This is a genomic window from Haemophilus sputorum CCUG 13788 (assembly GCF_000238795.1).
GTDB lineage: Bacteria > Pseudomonadota > Gammaproteobacteria > Enterobacterales > Pasteurellaceae > Haemophilus_A > Haemophilus_A sputorum.
Window position 1 is genome coordinate 1 of record NZ_AFNK01000006.1, and the last position, 19,386, is coordinate 19,386.

Genomic DNA, 19,386 nt, shown 5'->3' on the forward strand with positions numbered 1-19,386 from the left:
AAAGCGTTGTCGTGTTAAACGGCAACGCTTTTTTTATATTTGTCTCCCAACAAATTATTGATTTTATTTTTTTAAGTAAGTATAGATGCTCGCTAAATCTTGCTGACTTAACGCTGTTTGGTTCGCTTCACTAAACGTTTTCGCAGCTTTTTCAATCAGTGGCGAACGTTTGTTAGCTTTTTCTAATTCATCCACAGCCAAGTTTAAGTCCTTAGTAATGTGTTTTAGCATAAAGACTGGCGGGAATTCTCCACTTTCATACATCGCAATTTTGCTTTGGAACATTGGTGAATTCATGGCGCCATTGGCAATGGTGTCAATAATATCAGCTTGATTGATACCAAATTGCTCAGCAAAAACCAGCGCTTCTGCATAGGCTTCATTAAAGATACCCAATAATGCATTTACGGCTAATTTCACACCGCCCGCTTTGCCCACTTCTCCGTAATGATAAACTTTGCTACTAAATGCGTTAAAAAGGGGCACAAGTTGGTCAAAAATGGCTTTATCACCTGCACCGAGTACTAATAATTTACCAGCTTCTGCAACTTTACTTGAGCCAGAAACTGGCGCTTCAATAAAATGTACTTGGTGTGATTTTAGCTGTGTTTCAATCAATTGATTCTGCGTTGGCGAAACGGTAGACATATTCACAACCACTTTGCCTTTTAATGCCGCAAGTACTGCCAGTGTTAATAAGCTTTCAATCGCTGGATAATCAGAGACCATCAGAAAAAGAACATCGTTATTTTGCGCAACTGTTTCTACGTTCGGTGCTAATAGCGCACCTTTTTCTACTACCGCTTGTGCCTTTTCAGGGCTGCGGTTATAAACTTCCACCTCAAAACCAGCGTGGAGCAAATGACCTACCATTGGTGAGCCCATTTGTCCTAAACCGACCCAACCTACTTTTTTTGTATTAAATGTTTGCATATTCACGCCTCAATGTCGTTTAAAAATGCCACTAGTTTAGCGATTTTCTTTCAGAAATGCCGTGAAGCAGATCACAAAAGCAATTAAATTTCACATTTATTTAACAAATTATAAGCGTGAAGCTAAATAACCTTCATAATCTGGAATTTCTACCTCAATTGGCTGATCAAAAAGCGATGAAGCCAATAGGCAATCTGCTGTACTTGGCGTAATTGCAACGGGAATATTCCAGACTGTTGCAATTCTCATTAACGCTTTTACATCTGGATCGTGCGGTGCCGCATTCATCGGATCCCAAAAGAAAATGAGCACATCAATTTTCTTTTCCGCAATTAACCCACCAAGCTGTTGGTCTCCGCCCATTGGGCCGCTTAATAATGGCGTAATTGCTAAACCCGTTTCGCGTGCAAGCAAATGCCCTGTTGTACCCGTTGCATAAAGCTGATGTTGAGAAAGCGCATCTTGGTGTTTTTTCACCCAATCCAATAAAGTTTGTTTACAGTGGTCGTGAGCCACAAGCGCGATTTGTTTTTGATTTGGAATGACCCGAATTGTCGTTTGCATATAGCCTCCTTTTGCAAAATTTTAAGCAAATCATACCGCTTATTTGCAGATGTTGCATTGACTAATTAAAGGGAATAGCTACAATCAAGCAGATTTTACTCTAAGATAAAGGATTCCATTTTCATGAACTTATACAACATCAAACATCCTGAAGAGCAAGTAAACTTCGCCCAAGCCGTGCGTCAAGGTTTAGGGAAAGATCAAGGCTTATTCTTTCCTGAAGTTTTACCTAAATTAAATAACATTGATGAACTACTTGCGCTACCATTAGTTGAACGCAGCCAGAAAATTCTTTCTGCAATTATCGGTGAAGAAATTCCAGAAGCAACTTTAAATAGCATGGTAAAAAATGCGTTTACGTTCCCAGCACCACTTGCGCAAGTCTCTGATAGTATTTATGCATTAGAATTATTCCACGGCCCAACATTAGCATTTAAAGATTTCGGTGGCCGTTTTATGGCACAAGCATTAAGTGCTGTGCGTGGCGATGGCAAAATTACCATTTTAACTGCTACCTCTGGCGATACCGGCGCAGCTGTTGCGCATGCCTTCTATGGTCTAGAAAATATCAATGTCGTGATTTTGTATCCGAAAGGTAAAATCAGCCCGCTTCAAGAAAAATTGTTCTGTACATTAGGTGGCAACATTCGCACTGTGGCAATCAATGGTGACTTTGATGCGTGCCAAGCATTAGTGAAACAAGCTTTCGATGATGCCCAATTACGTCAAGCGATTGGTTTAAACTCAGCCAACTCTATCAATATCAGCCGTTTATTAGCGCAAATCTGCTACTACTTCGAGGCATTTGCACAGTTACCAAAAGAAAAACGTTCAGAGGTTGTTGTGTCAGTTCCAAGTGGTAACTTCGGTAACTTAACTGCGGGGTTAATTGCGAAAACATTAGGTTTACCAATTAAACGTTTTATCGCTTCAACCAACGCAAATGACACCGTACCACGTTATTTAAAATCAGGCGAATGGTCACCAAATGCGACTGTTGCGACGCTTTCAAATGCGATGGATGTAAGCCGTCCAAACAACTGGCCACGTGTAGAAGAATTATTTAAACATAACGGTTGGGCATTAAGTGAGTTAGGTTCAGATGCGCTCAGCGATGCAGAAACTGAAGCAACCTTAAAAGCAATGTATGCTGAAAACTATTTATGCGAACCGCATGGTGCGATCGCTTATCAAGTGTTAAAAGACCAACTTCAAGCAGGTGAAACAGGTATTTTCCTTTGCACAGCACATCCGGCAAAATTCAAAGAGTCGGTTGAACGCATTTTAGCGTTAGATTTACCACTGCCTGAAGCATTAGATAAACACAATAAATTGCCATTGTTATCTGATGAAATGGATAACGACTTCGCGCAATTACGTGCTTATCTTTTAAAATAATCTAAAATAAAAATAGCCCCAACATTGGGGCTATTTTCATACCGACAAGCGGTCAAATTTAATCAATCTTTTGCAACTACTTTAAGTTTGTCAGACAAGCCTGTTTCACTTGATTCAACAACGCTTCATAGTCTGTCGTTTTTAAGCCAACTGCGCCTAAAAAATGCATATCGGCTTCCATACCACAAAAATTAAATAATCCATTACCTAACGTGTGATCAAGCGATTGTAAAAAACCTTTTTCGGCATATTTTTGATTGCTATTGCCCATAGTCACAAATTGTTGAATTCTCTTTCCTTTAAGCAGACCTATTGTTTCATTTTCTCCATTTTCATAGGCAAATCCATACGTTAAAACACGGTCTAAATAGCCTTTTAAAATCGCTGGAAAACCCATCCACCAAAGGGGATAAATCAACGTAATGAGATCAGCTTGTTTCCAAAAACTTTGTTCAATAGCCACATCTGCTGCTAACTTTCCACTGAAAGTCTCCAATGCTTCTTGCCAATCTAAAATTGGGTTAAAATTGAGTTCAAATAAGTTACGCACATGAACTTCATGCCCTTTACTTGCTGCGATAATGCTTTCTAAAATCGCGTGGTTAAAACTCTGCGCATTAGGATGTGCATAAATAATTAAATGGTTCATGTTATTGCCTTATTATAATAATGTTAAATGTTTGTTACGATCATATTAAAAAAGAGTAAGAGTCTATCACCATTTTGCCACAATACCTTGATACCTATCAATTAAAGTGCAAATATTGTCACAAATACCCCGTTTGAGTGATTAAGTAAACAACAAAAACAGAGATAATTCCATACCATTTTTACTTGCTGTTGAAAGAGGCGAAACTTGTCTGAAAACACTGGTCCGTCGCTTTCTCGTCGCGGTTTTTTACGTGGACAATTTCTTAACACGCTAAAAAGCGAACAAGTAACTTTACAAGGTCACCAAGCTATTCGTCCACCTTGGGCAAATTTAGCAAATTTTCTTGAAAAATGTACCGCTTGTGGACGTTGTGTTGAAGTTTGTGAGACCAAGATTATCAAGCAAGGTATTGGGGGCTACCCTGAAATCGATTTTACTCGCGGAGAGTGTACCTTTTGTACCGAATGCGTTAAGGCTTGTCCTGAAGACGTTTTTCTCTCACTCGATGAACCAGCTTGGTTACATAAAATTGAAATCTTAGATCAATGCTTACTGAAACAGCGGATTGAATGTCGTTCTTGTGGAGATTACTGCCCTGAACGGGCTATTCGTTTTCGACCGACATTAGGCGGGATTGCAACCCTACAACTGGATTTAACCGCTTGTAATGGTTGCGGGGCATGTTTAAACATCTGCCCAACTAAAGCGATTAGAATTATTAATTTTGAAGTCAATAACAATGAGTCAATTTAACGAAAAAGAAAACTGGTATGTTTGTAGCATTATCGTGCAAGCCAGACCAGAAAAACTCAGCCAAGTCAAAGCAGCTATTTTAGCCATTCCATCGGCTGAAATTCATGGCGAAAAGTCTGATGAAGGCAAATTGGTGGTTACCCTTGAAAGTAATCGTCAGTTAGCTTTAGCTGATTTGATGGATGAGATTAAAGATATCCCAGGCGTAATTGTCGTGTCTTTAATTTCAAATTATTTAGATGAAAAATAAATCGTAGTGTGAGTGAATTTTAAACACTTAGGCACTATAATAAGATTGATTGCAAAATTGACCGCTTGTGTCTTTTGGATGAAATTAACAAGCACTATTAAAATTTAACAACTGTGTGGGAAAAACTATGGAACTTAATCGTAGAGATTTTATGAAAGCCAATGCTGCGCTTGCAGCAGCTGCGGCGGCTGGCATGACTATCCCTGTTAAAGAGGTTCATGCAGCAGAAGATATGGGCATTAAATGGGATAAAGCCCCATGCCGTTTCTGTGGTACAGGATGTAGCGTATTGGTAGGTACCAAAGACGGTCGTGTTGTTGCCACCCAAGGTGACCCGGATGCAGAGGTAAACCGCGGTTTAAACTGTATCAAAGGTTACTTCCTTTCTAAAATTATGTACGGTGCAGACCGTGTACAAACTCCGTTATTACGTATGAAAGATGGTAAATTCCATAAAGAGGGTGACTTTACACCGGTTTCTTGGGATCAAGCTTTCACTATCATGGCGGAAAAAATCAAAGATATCCTAAAGAAAAAAGAACCAAATGCTGTAGGGATGTTCTCTTCCGGTCAAACCACTATCTATGAAGGCTATGCAAAAGTAAAACTTTGGAAAGCTGGTTTCCGTTCCAATACTATCGACCCAAATGCTCGTCACTGTATGGCATCTGCAGCGGTGGCGTTTATGCGTACATTCGGTATGGATGAACCAATGGGTTGCTATAACGATATCGAGAAAACCGATGCGTTTGTGCTTTGGGGTTCAAACATGGCGGAGATGCACCCAATTTTATGGTCTCGTATTTCTGACCGTCGTCTTTCTTCTGATAATGTGAAAGTGGTAGTTATGTCAACATTCGAACACCGTTCGTTTGAATTAGCTGATGTGCCTATTGTGTTTAATCCACATTCAGACCTTGCAATTCTTAACTACATTGCAAACTATATTATCCAAAACGATAAAGTAAACTGGGACTTCGTTAATAAACACACTAAATTCAAACGTGGTGAAACCGATATTGGTTATGGTTTACGCCCAGAACACCCACTTGAAGTTGCAGCGAAAAACCGTAAAACCGCAGGTAAAATGCACGATTCTGACTTCGAAGAATTCAAGAAAATCGTTGCACCTTATACATTAGATGAAGCACACCGTATTTCTGGTGTACCAAAAGATCAGCTTGAAACCCTCGCTAAAATGTATGCAGATCCAGAACAGAACTTAGTGTCTTACTGGACAATGGGCTTTAACCAACACACTCGTGGTGTATGGGTTAACCACATGATCTATAACGTACACTTATTAACCGGTAAAATTTCTAAACCAGGTTGTGGTCCGTTCTCATTAACTGGTCAACCTTCAGCTTGTGGTACAGCGCGTGAAGTAGGTACTTTCGTTCACCGTTTACCAGCGGACATGGTGGTAACCAATCCTAAACACGTTGAAATTACAGAGAAAAAATGGAAATTACCAAAAGGTACGATTCCAACTGTACCTGGCTATCCAGCGGTACAACAAAGCCGTGCCTTAAAAGACGGTAAATTAAACTTCTTATGGCAACTTTGTACGAACAATATGCAAGGTGGTCCGAATATTAACGAAGAAATTTTCCCTGGCTGGCGTAACCCTGAAAACTTCATCGTTGTTTCAGACCCTTACCCATCTGTTTCTGCAGTAGCTGCTGACTTAATTCTTCCAACTTGTATGTGGGTAGAAAAAGAAGGAGGCTATGGTAACGCAGAACGTCGTACCCAATTATGGCGTCAACAAGTGAAAGGCCCAGGTGAGTCTCGTTCGGACTTATGGCAAATTGTTGAATTCTCTAAATACTTCAAAACTGATGAAGTATGGGGTGAAGAATTATTAGCTCAAATGCCTGAATATCGTGGCAAAACTTTATATGAAGTGCTTTACGAAAATGGTGAAGTAAACAAATATAAAGTACCAACCGATGTTCCGGGATACATCAATGATGAAGCTGATCACTTTGGTTACTACTTACAAAAAGGTTTATTCGAAGAATACGCTGACTTCGGACGTGGTCATGGCCATGACTTAGCACCATTCGATACTTACCACCAAGTACGTGGCTTACGCTGGCCGGTTGTTGACGGTAAAGAAACCTTATGGCGTTACCGTGAAGGCTTTGACCCGTATGTTAAAGCAGGCGAAGATGTTGCGTTCTACGGCTATCCAGATAAAAAAGCGATTATTCTAGGTGTACCTTATGAAGCACCAGCAGAATCACCAGATGAGGAATATCCATTATGGTTATGTACTGGTCGTGTTCTTGAACACTGGCATACCGGTACCATGACGCGTCGTGTACCTGAGTTACACCGTGCGTTCCCGAACAACTTAGTTTGGATGCACCCAGCTGATGCGAAAAAATATGGCTTACGTCATGGGGATAAAGTGAAATTAATCACTCGTCGTGGTGAAATGATCACTTACTTAGATACCCGTGGTCGTAACAAATGCCCTCAAGGCTTAATTTACACCACCTTCTTTGATGCAGGTCAGCTTGCTAACAAATTAACATTGGATGCAACCGACCCAATCTCTGGCGAAACCGACTTCAAAAAATGTGCGGTTAAAGTGGTGAAAGCGTAAATTTTCCCTTTCGTTTCTAGTCACTCCTCTCTTTAAACAAAGAGAGGAATTTAAAACAAAAGCGGTCAAATTTTGCAAAGTTTTGACAAAACTAGACCGCTTATAGAAGGAAACGCAGATGAAACTTGATCCTAACCGTCGTCAGTTTTTAAAAAATGTGACAAGAACAGCCGTCGGAGTATGTGGAGCTGGTGTAATTCTTGGCCTACAGCAACAACAAGCTAAAGCCAAAGAGGGGATTGCTTTACGTCCACCTGGTGCTTTACCAGAAAAGGATTTCTTGGCAGCTTGTACCCGCTGCGGACAGTGTGTCCAAGCGTGTCCATATGATATGTTGTATCTAGCCTCGCTAATTTCTCCAATGGAAGCAGGTACACCTTATTTTATCGCACGGGATAAACCTTGCGAAATGTGTCCTGATATTCCTTGTATGAATGCTTGTCCAAGTGGCGCATTAAGTGAAGAACTTAAAGATATCAATGATGCAAGAATGGGATTAGCCGTATTGCTAGACCATGAAACTTGCCTTAACTGGCAGGGGTTGCGTTGTGATGTGTGTTACCGCGTTTGTCCATTAGTAGATAAAGCGATTACACTTGAACGTATTCATAATGATCGTACAGGTATTCATGCGAAGCTTATTCCAACTGTTCACTCCGATGCTTGCACCGGATGCGGTAAATGCGAACAAGCTTGCGTATTAGAAGAAGCGGCAATTAAAGTCTTACCGATGGATATCGCCAAAGGCTTACTCGGTCGTCACTACCGCTTAGGTTGGAAAGAAAAACAAAATGCCGGAAAATCCTTAATTGAGGAACAACATCCGGATGGCTTACGTCCAGCAATGGATGCCCGTATGCCGGAAGGCTTACATGAGCCGGTTTATCAACCAATGCAGGTTCAACCGAACCAAAAAGTGGCAACACCGAATCGTGCAACAATGGATTATGTACCAAATCCAACAACAGTTCCGGAAGCAGAGCAATTCCCAAATCTGGACTTAAATATTAAGGGGGTTAAATAATGGCTGAAAAATATACCCCGAATAAGCCAAAAGATGCAGGCTTAGAAGCTCGCCAAAAACTCGGTTGGTGGCATGCTTATCGCTTTTTAATTCTACGTCGAATCAGTCAATTAAGTATTATTTTAATGTTCTTAAGTGGCCCGATTTGGCAAGTTTGGATTCTAAAAGGCAATTACAGCGCCAGTATGCTTTTGGATGTCGTGCCATTAACGGATCCATTGATTACCGCAGAAAGTTTAGCGACAGGTTACTTACCAGAAATCTCAACGATTATTGGTGCCTTAATTATTGCGATATTCTACGCAGTCGTTGCAAGTAAAGCCTTCTGTAGTTGGGTTTGTCCAATGAATATGGTAACGGATGCTGCAGCTTGGTTACGTAGAAAATTAGGTATTAGACAATCATTAAAAATTTCACGCCAACTTCGCTATGTGATTTTAGCGGTGATTTTAGTCGGTAGTGCAATGACTGGCACTCTCTTATGGGAGTGGATAAACCCTGTTGCAGCACTTGGACGTGTTTTTGTCTATGGCCTAGGCGCAACACTCTGGTTGGTTGCTGTTATCTTCTTATTTGACTTGCTTGTTGCCGAACACGGCTGGTGTGGTCATCTTTGCCCAATTGGTGCAATGTATGGCGTTATTGGTGCTAAAAGCCTAGTTAAAATTAATGTTGTCGATCGTAACCGATGTGACCGCTGTATGGACTGCTATAACGTTTGCCCTGAACCGCAAGTGTTGCGTATTCCATTGCATGGTGGTCCGGAAGATAGCCAAATTGTACTAGCGAAAGATTGCATTACCTGTGGGCGTTGTATTGACGTCTGCGCTGAAAATGTATTTACCTTTGGTTCTCGTTTTGAGAAACAGATTAAAATTAAAAATATTTAATTATTTAATGGAGTGGATTTCATGAAAAAATCATTTATTTTCATGCTAGCTTTATGCAGTGGATTGGCATTTGCCGATGCACCGCAAGTTGCGAACAGTATTGATAAAACAGCGGAAAGTGTTGCACCAGCATTTACGAATCCTTATAAAGATGTCGGTAATATTCCTGTGACTTTCCCTAACCAACCCCCACTAGTTCCACACAGTATTCGTGGTTTACAAGTGACTAAAAATGTGAACCAATGTTTAGGTTGCCACTCTCCGGATGTTGCACCAACAACGGGTGCACCACGTGTTCCAGAGAGCCATTTCTTAACTCGTGATGGACAAAAAACTGATGGTACCTCACCTCGTCGTTATTTCTGCTTACAATGCCACGTTCAACAAGCAGATGTGAACCCAATTATTCAAAATAAATTCGATACAATTCGTCAAACGCAAGGTAAATAAGGAGCAAAACCATGATTAAATCAAGCATTCAAAAAGTTTGCCGTTGGTTACGCTCTCCGAGCAAAATGGCAATTGGTGGGGTTATTTTATTAACTATCATTGGGACTATCGTTGGAACCAACCTATTTAATGTAGGAATGGCCACAACTAATACTGAGCAATTCTGTTCAGACTGTCATACTAACGATGTTGTACCTGAGTACCAAGCCTCAATCCACTTTAGCAACCGTTCAGGTGTAAAAGCAATTTGTTCAGACTGCCACGTTCCACACGAATTCGTACCAAAAATGATTCGTAAAATGCAGGCATCGACTGAAGTTTATGCTCACTTTACAGGTAAAGTAGATACTAAAGAGAAATTTGAAAAACATCGTTTAGAAATGGCAGAACGCGAATGGGCGCGTATGAAAGCGAATAACTCACAAGAGTGCCGTAACTGCCATAACTTCAATGATATGGACTTTACCCAACAAAAAACTGTGGCACAACAAATGCACGCACTTGCACAGGAACAAAACAAAACCTGTATCGATTGTCACAAAGGTATTGCGCATAACCTTCCACACATGGAAAAAGTACAACAAAGCTTTATTCCAGCGGATATGTTAAAAGCAAATGAAAAACCTGCTGAAAACAAAGATGCAAAATAATCTCTAAACAAACGGTTCAAACTACTTAGTTTGAACCGTTTTTATTTAAGCCTAAAAATATTTGTTATTAGTATTTTAAAGATGAAAAAAGATCGCTTGTCAAAAAATACAAGCGGTCTTTTTCATGCAATTTTTTACAATTTTCTTATTTAATTGTAATCACTTCACAGGCTTTTTGATAATGATTCACGCAAGCCTTAAGAATCCATTCTTTAGCTAAATTTTTATCCTGAGGAACACCATATCCATTTGCATACATCACACCCAAATTATACTGGGCGCTTGCATATCCTTGCTCTGCTGCTTTTCGGTACCATTTTGCTGCCTCAAAATAATCCTGTTTTACACCCTCTCCCTTTGAATACATCACACCCAAATTAAATTGGGCATCTCTATGTCCTTGCTCTGCTGCTTTTCGGTACCATTTTGCCGTCTCAAGATAATCCTGTTTTACACCTCGTCCATCATAATATATCACGCCCAAATTAAACAGAGCATTTATATGCCCTTGATCAGCTGCTTTTCGATACCATTTTGCCGCCTCAAGATAATCCTGTTTTACACCTCGTCCATCATAATACATCACACCCAAATTATACTGGGCATTCTTATGCCCCTGCTCTGCTGCTTTTCGGTACCATTTTACCGCCTCAATATCATCCTGTTTTACCCCCTCTCCCTTTGAATACATCACACCCAAATTAAACTGGGCGTCTATATGCCCTTGCTCTGCTGCTTTTCGATACCATTTTATCTCCTCAAGATAGTCCTGTTTTACGCCCTCTCCTCTTGAATACATCACACCTAAATAAAACTGAGCATCTCTATGTCCTTGCTCTGCTGCTTTTCGGTACCATTTTGCCGCCTCAATATAATCCTGTTCTACACCTTGCTCATGATCATAGATTACGCCCAAATTAAACTGGGCGCTGGCATATCCTTGCTCTGCTAAAGGTTTCCAAAATTGGAAAGCGGTTTGATGATTTCCTTTTTCAGCAGCAGCCAAACCTTGTTGAAATTGCTCCTCTACCGTATTTGCCCATGTAGCCGAAGGAAAAGCAAAAATAGAAGCCCCTAAAAAGGTAGTAAATAGTGTTTTTGTCAATTTCATATAATGATCCAGAGTGATTATATTATATATAAAAGACCGCTTGTCTCTTACAACAAGCGGTCTCATTCTTTTTACGATTTGCAATTATCGAGTATAAACAAACTCAACGCCTTCTTCGTCTTCTTCCGACCAATCATCATCGAAATCGTCCCAATCATCTTCTTCAATTGGATTTTGCATTGCTTCTTGATGATAATCATCCCATTTGAATTTAACTTCATCAGATTCTTTATTTTCTTCTTCCACTTCACGTGGGTTAGCTTCGATAAAGTCCATAATATCTCGGGTGAGCTGTTGTACATTTTGCCCAGTGGCCGCAGAAATCAGATAGTAATCGTCTTCCCAACCAATTTGCTCTGCAATCTCTTTTGCACGAGCTTGAGCCTCTTCTTCGCCGATGGTATCAATTTTATTGAAAACTAACCAAGTCGGCTTTTCAGAAAGTTTTTCGCTATATTGATAAAGCTCAGACTCAATCACGCTAATGTTATGCGCTGGGTCACTTTCATCAATTGGCATAATATCAACCAAGTGAATTAACACACGGCAACGCTCTAAGTGTTTAAGGAAACGAATCCCCAAACCTGCACCTTCTGCTGCCCCTTCAATTAACCCCGGAATATCCGCCACCACAAAGCTGCGATCAGCGCCTACACGTGCCACACCTAAACTTGGCACCAATGTAGTAAATGGATAATCTGCCACTTTTGGTTTAGCTGCAGAAACGCTACGAATAAAAGTAGATTTCCCTGCATTCGGTAAACCTAGCATCCCAACATCCGCCAAAAGCATTAACTCAAGTAATAAATCACGTTTTTCGCCTGGTGTGCCATTTGTTTTTTGGCGAGGAGCACGGTTTACAGAAGATTTAAAACGGGTATTCCCCAAACCATGGTATCCCCCTTTCGCCACCAACATTTTCATACCATGCTTGGTTAAATCGCCAATGACCTCTTGGGTGTCGTTATCAATCGCACGAGTTCCTACTGGCACGCGTAAAGTAATATCATTACCACGATGCCCCGTACAACCTGCACTACGCCCATTCTCACCACGCCCTGCTGCATAGCGCTTTTCGAAACGGTAGTCGATAAGGGTATTTAGGTTCTCATCTGCGATCAAATAAACATCGCCACCATCACCACCATCACCACCATCTGGGCCCCCTTTCGGGATATATTTTTCACGGCGGAAGCTTACACAGCCATTACCGCCATCACCTGCTTCAACACGAATCAGGGCTTCATCAATAAATTTCATTTTTGTTCCTTATTTTAGCTCCCCTCTTTAGAAAAGAGGGGCTGGGGGAGATTTGATAAGCGGTCTTTTTTGACCTATTTTTTGCAAATTGAGATCGCTGAAATCTCCCCTACCCCCTCTTTAGAAAAGAGGGGAACTTTTTGTTACATTTTTTCTACGGTTTTAATTCCCAGTAGATCTAAACCTTGTTTGAGCGTTCTTGCTGTTAAATCACTTAAACGTAAACGGCTGTTTTTCACTTTTTCTTCTGCATTAAGCATTGGGCAAGCTTCATAGAAACTTGAGAATGCACCCGCTAACTCATATAAATATTGGCAAAGTATATGTGGCATACCTTCTTTTGCGACGCTATTTAATGCTTCTTCAAATTGTAATAATTTGATGGCTAATGCACGCTCTTTCTCTTCTGTTAAGATAATCTCACCACTTAAAGCACTTGGATCAATCCCCGCTTTTGCAAATACAGAACGAATACGTGTGTAAGCATATTGCATATATGGCGCGGTATTGCCCTCAAAGCTCAACATATTATCCCAGTCAAACACATAGTCTGTGGTACGGTTTTTCGACAAATCTGCATATTTCACTGACCCGATTGCAACCGCTTCAACTACTGCCGCTTTCTCTTCTTCCGTTAAGTTAGTGCTGCGTTGTGAAATTAACGCATCTGCACGTTCAATCGCTTCGTCTAGCAAATCTTTTAGTTTTACGGTATCACCTGAACGTGTTTTAAATGGTTTACCATCTTTGCCTAACATCATGCCAAAGAACGGATGTTCAAGGCTGAATGAATCAGGCACATAACCAGCTTTGCGGGTAATTAACCAAGCTTGTTGCATGTGTTGTGCTTGACGGCTATCTGAAAATACTAAAGCACGATCTGCTTTTAAAGTTTCATAACGATATTTTGCTGCAGCCACATCAGTAGTCGTATATAAGAAACCGCCATCTTTTTTCTGCACGATAACGCCCATTGGATCGCCATCTTTATTTTTGAACTCAGAAAGGAAAACTACTAAAGCGCCATCATCTTCTACGGCCAATCCTTTTGCTTTTAAATCAGCCACAATTTCCGGCAACATTGGATTGTAAAGGCTTTCACCCATCACATCTTTTTCAGTTAAGGTTACATTTAAGCGGTCGTAGTTTTCTTGGTTATGGTGCATCGTGATATCCACTAACTTTTTCCACATGGTACGACAATATTCATCACCACTTTGGAGTTTCACCACATAACCACGCGCTTTTTCAGCAAAAGCTGCATCTTCATCGTAATGCGCTTTGGCTGCACGGTAGAATGCTTCCAAATCACTTAATTCAAGCTGTGAGGCATTTTCATTTTCCATCTTTTCAAGGTAAGCAATTAGCATACCAAACTGCGTACCCCAGTCACCAACGTGGTTAGCACGAATCACGTTATTGCCTAAGAACTCTAAAGTACGCACCACCGCATCACCAATAATGGTTGAACGCAAGTGGCCAACGTGCATCTCTTTTGCCACATTTGGAGAAGAATAATCCACCACGATAGTTTGCGGATTTGCAGTTTTAATCCCAAAATTGACCGCTTGTAATGCGCTGTTTGCGCCATTAGCTAACCAATCTTTCGATAAGAAAATGTTGATAAAGCCTGGACCTGCAATTTCTAATTTTTCGGCAATCCCATCTAAATTTAAGTTATCTAAGATTTTCTGCGCAAACTCACGTGGGTTGATGCCTAATTTTTTAGCTGCGCCCATTGCACCATTTGCTTGATAATCGCCAAATTCAGGCTTACCAGATTGACGAACTAAAGCTTCTGCATTTTCATCGGCACCTGCTGCAATCATTGCTTGCTTGATTTTATCTGATAAAATTTGTTGTATATTCACTTTTTAACCTATTCAATTTTACATTCAAAAAATGGACAAAATTATACCTCAAAATGCAAATTTTTTCGAGAAAATGACCGCTTGTTTTGGCGATTTATCTCAATTCGAACAGAAAATCTTGCAAATAACCCAAACCATTGGATTAGATTTATCACAATTTCAAATTGATCATCTTGCCGTGAGAATGAACACCGTTGAAACAGCGCTAGAGTGGCGAGATTTGTTATTAGAAAATGCCACACTTTTAAAAGAAAGCGAGGTAAATGGCCGCCCAATAGGACTATTTGAGCTACAACAAGCGGTTAAATTTTGCGGACAATTTGTAAAAATTGTCGAGCTGCCTTTTCCTAAAAGTAAAATTTATCCTGTTGAAGGTTGGGAACATTCTGAAGTTGTGGTGCCATTTTTAGAAAAAGAACCTGTTGAGGCTTGGATAGCAAGGATGATGACCACCTATCAACTAGACAATCATCCGTCATTGAATGTAAAGATTAGTCAACCCGAAGTTACAGGCGAAATCTTGCCAAATCCTACGGTTGCGATTAGTATGAAAGCAGAAACTTTATGCTATAATGTCTGTCTGAAGCTCCACCCTTATGATATAAAAAGTGTGATTTCTTCAGAGACACATTTCTAGCATAATCTTTTATTTGGAGTACATTATGAAAAAATTAGGATTAGCAACAGCGCTTTTATTAAGCTTAGTCATGGCAGGTTGTGCACAAACTGACATTTATAGCGGTAGTGTTTATTCAGGCCAACAAGCAAAAGAAGCTCGTTCTATTAGCTACGGCACCATCGTTTCTGTACGTGATGTAAAAATCCAAGCAGAAAGCCCAGGCGTCATTGGAAGCGTTGGCGGTGGTGTGTTAGGTGGTATCGCTGGTTCTACAGTTGGTGGTGGTACCGGTCGTGCGATTGCAAGCGCAGTAGGCGCAATTGCAGGTGCAATGGCTGGTAGCACAATCGAAGAAAAAGCGAATCAAGTATCATCTTTAGAGATGGTGATTCGCAAAGATGACGGTAAAGAAATCGTAGTCGTTCAGAAGAAAGAAGACGGTTTTGTTGCTGGTAAACGAGTAAGAATTGTCGGTTCAAACGCGGATCTTAACGTTTCTCTACTTTAATCGCTTTGCAGATTAAAATTCATTTTAAATTATGTTATGTGTAAGGATGCATGATGAAAAAACTCTCTTTAGCAGCTGTATTCTCAGCAATCGTTTTAAGTGCTTGTACTGCGGATTTCTATGCAGATAAAGGCAACGCAACTATCTTAGACAGCAAAGACTTAGGCGACAACAAAGTTGAATTGACTGTGCAAAAAGATAATGGCGAAAAAATGAAACTAACTCGCGAATACGATGCTCACGCAACAGTAGGTGCGCGTGTTGTTGTAGCTGATGAAAATCACCAACAAGATGAAGATTTAAAAACAATTCGTCGTTACGAATTCAAATAATTGAATCTTGATAAAAAAGCCCGATACGTAGTATCGGGTTTTTTATTCGTTTATTTCGCTTGTAAAATCTCTGCGAGTTCCACTTTTCGGTTTTCATAACGAGAACGGGTACAAGCATCTGCTGTAGCAATAGCAGCGCGTGCCGCTTCACCTGTTAAGAGTGGGGCAAATTCAGCATCTGGTTTCATACCATGTAAAATATCATTTAGATATTTCATTTCTTTCTTCATAATCGAATTCAGCCACATTGGCGTGCGATTTCCTGGTTTACCATATTGGATTGCGCCATCCATCATTTTACTGTGATAAATACGCGTGCGATCGTCATCTTCTTCTTGATTTTCATGCACAAAAAAATAACTTTCTTTGCCATCTACGCGCAATGTTCCTTTGGTGTTGTACATATCCAATTTAATAGCACCTTTCTCCCCCTGAATTAACACATAATGCTCGCCCCAACGGAATGCAGATCCCCATTCTAATAACGCGAATCGGTTATCCTCATATTCCATCGTAACAAAGAGCATATCGTCTTCATCACCGAATTCTTTACTTTGGTGAGCAACATTCGCCGCCGTCATCGTAACCGTTTTTGGCATCCCCCCCATTAAGAACTGCACGCAATCTAACTCATGAATATGATGGTATAAATGCCCGCCAGATTTTTCTCTAATTTTTTTCCATGAAATGCTCGGTTGAACCTCTTCCCATCCTGTTCGAGCTGCATGACAATAAAGCACTCGTCCAATCACGCCATCGTTAATCAGCGCTTTAGCATGGCGCACACCATTAAAGAAATTCATCACATGTCCTGCCATAAAAATCACGCCATTTTCATCACAAGCGCGAACCATTTCATCGCAGTCTTGGTAGCTCAGCGCAATAGGTTTTTCACAGAAAACATGTTTTTTATTTTTTGCTGCCAAAAGCACAGGCTCTTTATGCAAATAATTAGGTGTTGCAACAATGACACAATCCACTTTCGGCGAGCTGACTAATTCTTCCAAAGATTGCGCACAATCACATTGTAATTCTTCAGCAATGGCTTGACCATTTTCCGGATCAAAGACCATAGACACATGTGCATCTGGCTCTTCATTCATAAAGCGGGCAAGTTCAGCGCCAAAATAGCCCACGCCAACAATACCGTAATTCACCATAATAAACTCCTCTTATTTTATTTAAAGAGATCATAAGCCCCAGGTTTAATCATGCAATTAGGAATCTATGATTTTGTGATCTACTTCAAAAAATAGCAGGATAAGCCGGCGGATATAGAAAAGAATTTGCAAATCTTAAGAAAAATCCGACCGCTTGAAAAAAATTAGCCCCTTAATGGCATCATTAAGGGGCTAAACATAAATTACGATTTCAATTATTTATTAGTTAAGAAGGTCACGGCATCAACATAACGCTGAATAAATGCACCGGTAGAAGTTGAATCGCTAAATCCTTCTAGATTAATTTCATATTTATCATTGATAAAGAATGCAGGTACACCACGCACTTTAAAACGCTCTGCATATTGTGTTTGTTTGCTAACTAAGCCATTAACAGCAAAGCTATTGATACCACTGTCAAAATCCGCTTCGCTTACACCATTTGCTAAGAAGACCGCTTTGATGTCATCCATAGATTTAAATGCATCTTTTTGTGCGCCTTCAAATAAGGCTGTTTTTACGTTGTCTTCCACGCCTTTTGCCATTGCAAATGCCCATGCACGGGTTAAGTTTTCAGATTGGCGACCTAAAAAATCCACATGATATTGAGTAAATTTCACATCTGCCGGTAATTTCTCTTTGATTTGGCTTGGAATTTTATATTGCAACTCAAAAGCATAGCAGTGTGGACAATAGAAAGAGAAAAGCTCAACCACTTCTTTTTGGCTACTTGGCGCTTGGCTAACCACTTTATACTCTTTGCCTTCAACAGGTTCAGCTGCAAGACTATTAGCACTGAATGCAAATAAAGCAGAAAGTGCAACAAAAGTGGTTTTTAACATCATTTTTTTCATTGTTGATCCTTAAAAATAAAGGGGGCTGTACTAGATAACTAGACCAAACTCCCCTTAACTAATTGTTTTAAAATGGAAATTTGAGATTTTATTTCACTGTTGTTAAAACACCATTCACATTCCTTTAAATATAGCTCAAAATGCTCTTTGGGAATGCCATTAAACTTGCGTAAATGGCGTTTTGCCTTGATTCCAAAAATTCCCAATTCCGTTTATGTGGTTATGATTTTCAGCAAAATGCGTGCTGTGATTGATGCGAAAATGGCTAAATTCACTGACATCAAGCACATCATAACTACGAAAGGTATCCGTGTACACTGTGCTATCAGGCTTAACTTTCTCTCAGATAATTGACAATAATGTCGCTGATTGCGCATTAGGGACAACGACAGTATAAACCTTGCCATTTCGTTTGAGAAGCCCGAATACCGCGACTTTTCCCACGACACCGCGACCACGTTTGCCTTTTCAAGTACCGCCGAAATAGCTTTCATCGGCTTCAATCTCGCCCTCAAACATTTCCAAATGTGGGCTTGTTTGATAGATGAGTAAGCGTAATTGATGAAAGTAATAAGCGGCTGTATTTTGTTTACATTAACCAATTCACTGACTGTTCTTGCTGTGACACCTGCGACAAACAGTTCAATGAGTTTATTTTATTTATGCTGACTTAAGCGACTTTTTCTCATTGGTTTATTCTAACCTAAATGGGATTTTTAGTCGTTATCTAGTACAGCCCCTTATTTTTTATTGTGCACTTTAAGCCATTTTTGCATTTGTTCAATTTCCGCTTGTTGTGCGTTAATAATATTCTCAGCAAGCTTACGCATCTCAGGATCTTTTCCGTATTTTAATTCAACTTCCGCCATTTTTACTGCGCCAATATGGTGTGGCAACATACCTGCTGCAAAAGCAACATCAGGATCTTTATATTGCGCAGCTGCCATCATGTCTTGATGCATTTGACTCATACCTTGCATTAATTCTTGTTGCATTGCAGAATCTGTCGACATTGGCATATTCATGTGTGCTTGATGCGGTTGTTCATTAGCTTGGGCACAAATTGAAACTGCAGCAGCACTAAGTGTGATAAAAGTCATAAGTTTTTTCATGTTTTGCTCCTATGTTATAACTGAATGAGCGTAAATCATAAATCTTAACCTAAGGTTAAGGTCAATATTATTTCGAAAATTTTTGGTGAAGGCTAAAATAAGACAATCTTTGATATGAGGGACAGAATCATGAAGCAAAAAATTGTGCTTGCCACGAGCAATAAAGGCAAAGTAAAATGGAGTGTTTTCACGGAAAATCGTTTACTAGCATTGATGAACTTGAAAAGGCTATCAATGATTATGTACGGTACTATAATGAAGAACGAATCCAATTAAAATTAAAAGGACTGAGTCCGATACAATATCGAAAGCAGTCCTTTAAATAACAGTCTAACTTTTTGGGGTCAGATCAGTTTTATTTTTATAGGCGTTCTTCAGACT

20 protein-coding genes and 2 pseudogenes are annotated in these 19,386 nt (G+C 40.0%); 12 read left to right on the forward strand and 10 right to left on the reverse strand.

The features are described 5' to 3' along the window. Window positions 1–63: 63 nt before the first annotated feature. Together HSP_RS0101090 and mgsA are read right to left on the reverse strand one after the other, a co-directional pair. Window positions 64–933 carry an NAD(P)-dependent oxidoreductase gene (locus HSP_RS0101090; RefSeq protein WP_007525901.1) on the reverse strand — a complete coding sequence of 290 codons (870 nt, stop codon included), beginning with the start codon at window positions 931–933 and terminating at the stop codon, window positions 64–66. Window positions 934–1,041: 108 nt separating this feature from the next. Further along, on the reverse strand, window positions 1,042–1,497 hold the full coding sequence (mgsA, locus tag HSP_RS0101095; protein ID WP_007525890.1) for a methylglyoxal synthase: 456 nt from the start codon (window positions 1,495–1,497) through the stop codon (window positions 1,042–1,044). A gap of 123 nt (window positions 1,498–1,620) precedes the next feature. Here mgsA and thrC point away from each other — a divergent pair, with 123 nt between their 5' ends. Beyond that, window positions 1,621–2,895 carry a threonine synthase gene (gene thrC, locus HSP_RS0101100; protein ID WP_010128206.1) on the forward strand — a complete coding sequence of 425 codons (1,275 nt, stop codon included), beginning with the start codon at window positions 1,621–1,623 and terminating at the stop codon, window positions 2,893–2,895. Between the two features lie 76 nt (window positions 2,896–2,971). On the opposite strand, the gene HSP_RS0101105 is transcribed toward thrC, so the two are convergent. Then, the gene (locus HSP_RS0101105; protein WP_007525859.1) at window positions 2,972–3,544 is read right to left on the reverse strand and encodes an NAD(P)H-dependent oxidoreductase; all 573 of its coding nucleotides are present in this window, start codon (window positions 3,542–3,544) and stop codon (window positions 2,972–2,974) included. A gap of 207 nt (window positions 3,545–3,751) precedes the next feature. Here HSP_RS0101105 and napF point away from each other — a divergent pair, with 207 nt between their 5' ends. The 7 genes from napF (at window position 3,752) to HSP_RS0101140 (ending at window position 10,178) form a co-directional block, all read left to right on the forward strand. Next, window positions 3,752–4,300, forward strand: a complete 549-nt coding sequence (napF, locus tag HSP_RS0101110; protein WP_007525882.1) for a ferredoxin-type protein NapF — start codon at window positions 3,752–3,754, stop codon at window positions 4,298–4,300. Beyond that, window positions 4,287–4,550: a chaperone NapD gene (locus HSP_RS0101115; RefSeq protein WP_007525793.1), complete on the forward strand. Its 264-nt coding sequence runs from the start codon at window positions 4,287–4,289 to the stop codon at window positions 4,548–4,550. The genes napF and HSP_RS0101115 overlap by 14 nt, the downstream gene beginning before the upstream one ends. Before the next feature lie 127 nt (window positions 4,551–4,677). Next, complete coding sequence (gene napA, locus HSP_RS0101120) at window positions 4,678–7,164, forward strand: nitrate reductase catalytic subunit NapA (protein WP_007525802.1); 2,487 nt, start codon at window positions 4,678–4,680, stop codon at window positions 7,162–7,164. A 118-nt stretch (window positions 7,165–7,282) separates the two neighbouring features. Next, on the forward strand, window positions 7,283–8,188 hold the full coding sequence (gene napG / locus HSP_RS0101125; protein ID WP_007525812.1) for a ferredoxin-type protein NapG: 906 nt from the start codon (window positions 7,283–7,285) through the stop codon (window positions 8,186–8,188). Then, on the forward strand, window positions 8,188–9,078 hold the full coding sequence (gene napH, locus HSP_RS0101130; protein ID WP_007525815.1) for a quinol dehydrogenase ferredoxin subunit NapH: 891 nt from the start codon (window positions 8,188–8,190) through the stop codon (window positions 9,076–9,078). The genes napG and napH overlap by 1 nt, the downstream gene beginning before the upstream one ends. Before the next feature lie 21 nt (window positions 9,079–9,099). Then, on the forward strand, window positions 9,100–9,528 hold the full coding sequence (locus HSP_RS0101135) for a nitrate reductase cytochrome c-type subunit (RefSeq protein ID WP_007525873.1): 429 nt from the start codon (window positions 9,100–9,102) through the stop codon (window positions 9,526–9,528). Window positions 9,529–9,539: 11 nt separating this feature from the next. Next, window positions 9,540–10,178, forward strand: coding sequence for a NapC/NirT family cytochrome c (locus HSP_RS0101140; protein ID WP_007525868.1), 639 nt, complete (start codon window positions 9,540–9,542; stop codon window positions 10,176–10,178). Between the two features lie 145 nt (window positions 10,179–10,323). On the opposite strand, the gene HSP_RS0101145 is transcribed toward HSP_RS0101140, so the two are convergent. The 3 genes from HSP_RS0101145 to argS all read right to left on the reverse strand — a co-directional run bounded on the left by HSP_RS0101145 (window position 10,324) and on the right by argS (window position 14,420). After that, window positions 10,324–11,289, reverse strand: coding sequence for an SEL1-like repeat protein (locus tag HSP_RS0101145; protein ID WP_007525784.1), 966 nt, complete (start codon window positions 11,287–11,289; stop codon window positions 10,324–10,326). Window positions 11,290–11,373: 84 nt separating this feature from the next. Next, window positions 11,374–12,549: an Obg family GTPase CgtA gene (gene cgtA, locus HSP_RS0101150; RefSeq protein WP_007525795.1), complete on the reverse strand. Its 1,176-nt coding sequence runs from the start codon at window positions 12,547–12,549 to the stop codon at window positions 11,374–11,376. A gap of 143 nt (window positions 12,550–12,692) precedes the next feature. Continuing rightward, window positions 12,693–14,420: an arginine--tRNA ligase gene (gene argS, locus HSP_RS0101155; protein WP_010128208.1), complete on the reverse strand. Its 1,728-nt coding sequence runs from the start codon at window positions 14,418–14,420 to the stop codon at window positions 12,693–12,695. Between the two features lie 31 nt (window positions 14,421–14,451). Between argS and HSP_RS0101160 the strand changes: the two genes are divergently transcribed. Genes HSP_RS0101160 through HSP_RS0101170 form a run of 3 tightly spaced genes read left to right on the forward strand, consistent with a single transcriptional unit; the run spans window position 14,452 to window position 15,879 of the window. Further along, window positions 14,452–15,057 carry a VOC family protein gene (locus HSP_RS0101160; RefSeq protein ID WP_010128209.1) on the forward strand — a complete coding sequence of 202 codons (606 nt, stop codon included), beginning with the start codon at window positions 14,452–14,454 and terminating at the stop codon, window positions 15,055–15,057. Between the two features lie 25 nt (window positions 15,058–15,082). Continuing rightward, window positions 15,083–15,547, forward strand: coding sequence for an outer membrane lipoprotein (locus HSP_RS0101165; protein ID WP_010128210.1), 465 nt, complete (start codon window positions 15,083–15,085; stop codon window positions 15,545–15,547). A 53-nt stretch (window positions 15,548–15,600) separates the two neighbouring features. Beyond that, complete coding sequence (locus HSP_RS0101170) at window positions 15,601–15,879, forward strand: hypothetical protein (protein ID WP_007525863.1); 279 nt, start codon at window positions 15,601–15,603, stop codon at window positions 15,877–15,879. Between the two features lie 50 nt (window positions 15,880–15,929). Here the strand turns inward: HSP_RS0101170 and HSP_RS0101175 are convergent, their stop codons facing one another. From HSP_RS0101175 to copM, 4 genes and pseudogenes are all read right to left on the reverse strand, one after another. Beyond that, window positions 15,930–17,039 carry a Gfo/Idh/MocA family protein gene (locus tag HSP_RS0101175; RefSeq protein ID WP_007525806.1) on the reverse strand — a complete coding sequence of 370 codons (1,110 nt, stop codon included), beginning with the start codon at window positions 17,037–17,039 and terminating at the stop codon, window positions 15,930–15,932. 215 nt (window positions 17,040–17,254) lie between these two features. Beyond that, window positions 17,255–17,893 (reverse strand): thiol:disulfide interchange protein DsbA, encoded by a 639-nt coding sequence (dsbA, locus tag HSP_RS0101180; protein WP_007525832.1) that lies wholly within the window; start codon window positions 17,891–17,893, stop codon window positions 17,255–17,257. Window positions 17,894–17,931: 38 nt separating this feature from the next. Continuing rightward, window positions 17,932–18,540: pseudogene (locus HSP_RS11125) on the reverse strand (IS1595 family transposase). Between the two features lie 93 nt (window positions 18,541–18,633). Next, window positions 18,634–19,005: a CopM family metallochaperone gene (gene copM / locus HSP_RS0101185; protein ID WP_010128211.1), complete on the reverse strand. Its 372-nt coding sequence runs from the start codon at window positions 19,003–19,005 to the stop codon at window positions 18,634–18,636. A 173-nt stretch (window positions 19,006–19,178) separates the two neighbouring features. Between copM and HSP_RS11130 the strand changes: the two are divergent. Further along, window positions 19,179–19,331 (forward strand): annotated as a pseudogene (locus HSP_RS11130) (IS3 family transposase); the annotation flags it as partial. Window positions 19,332–19,386: the final 55 nt, after the last annotated feature.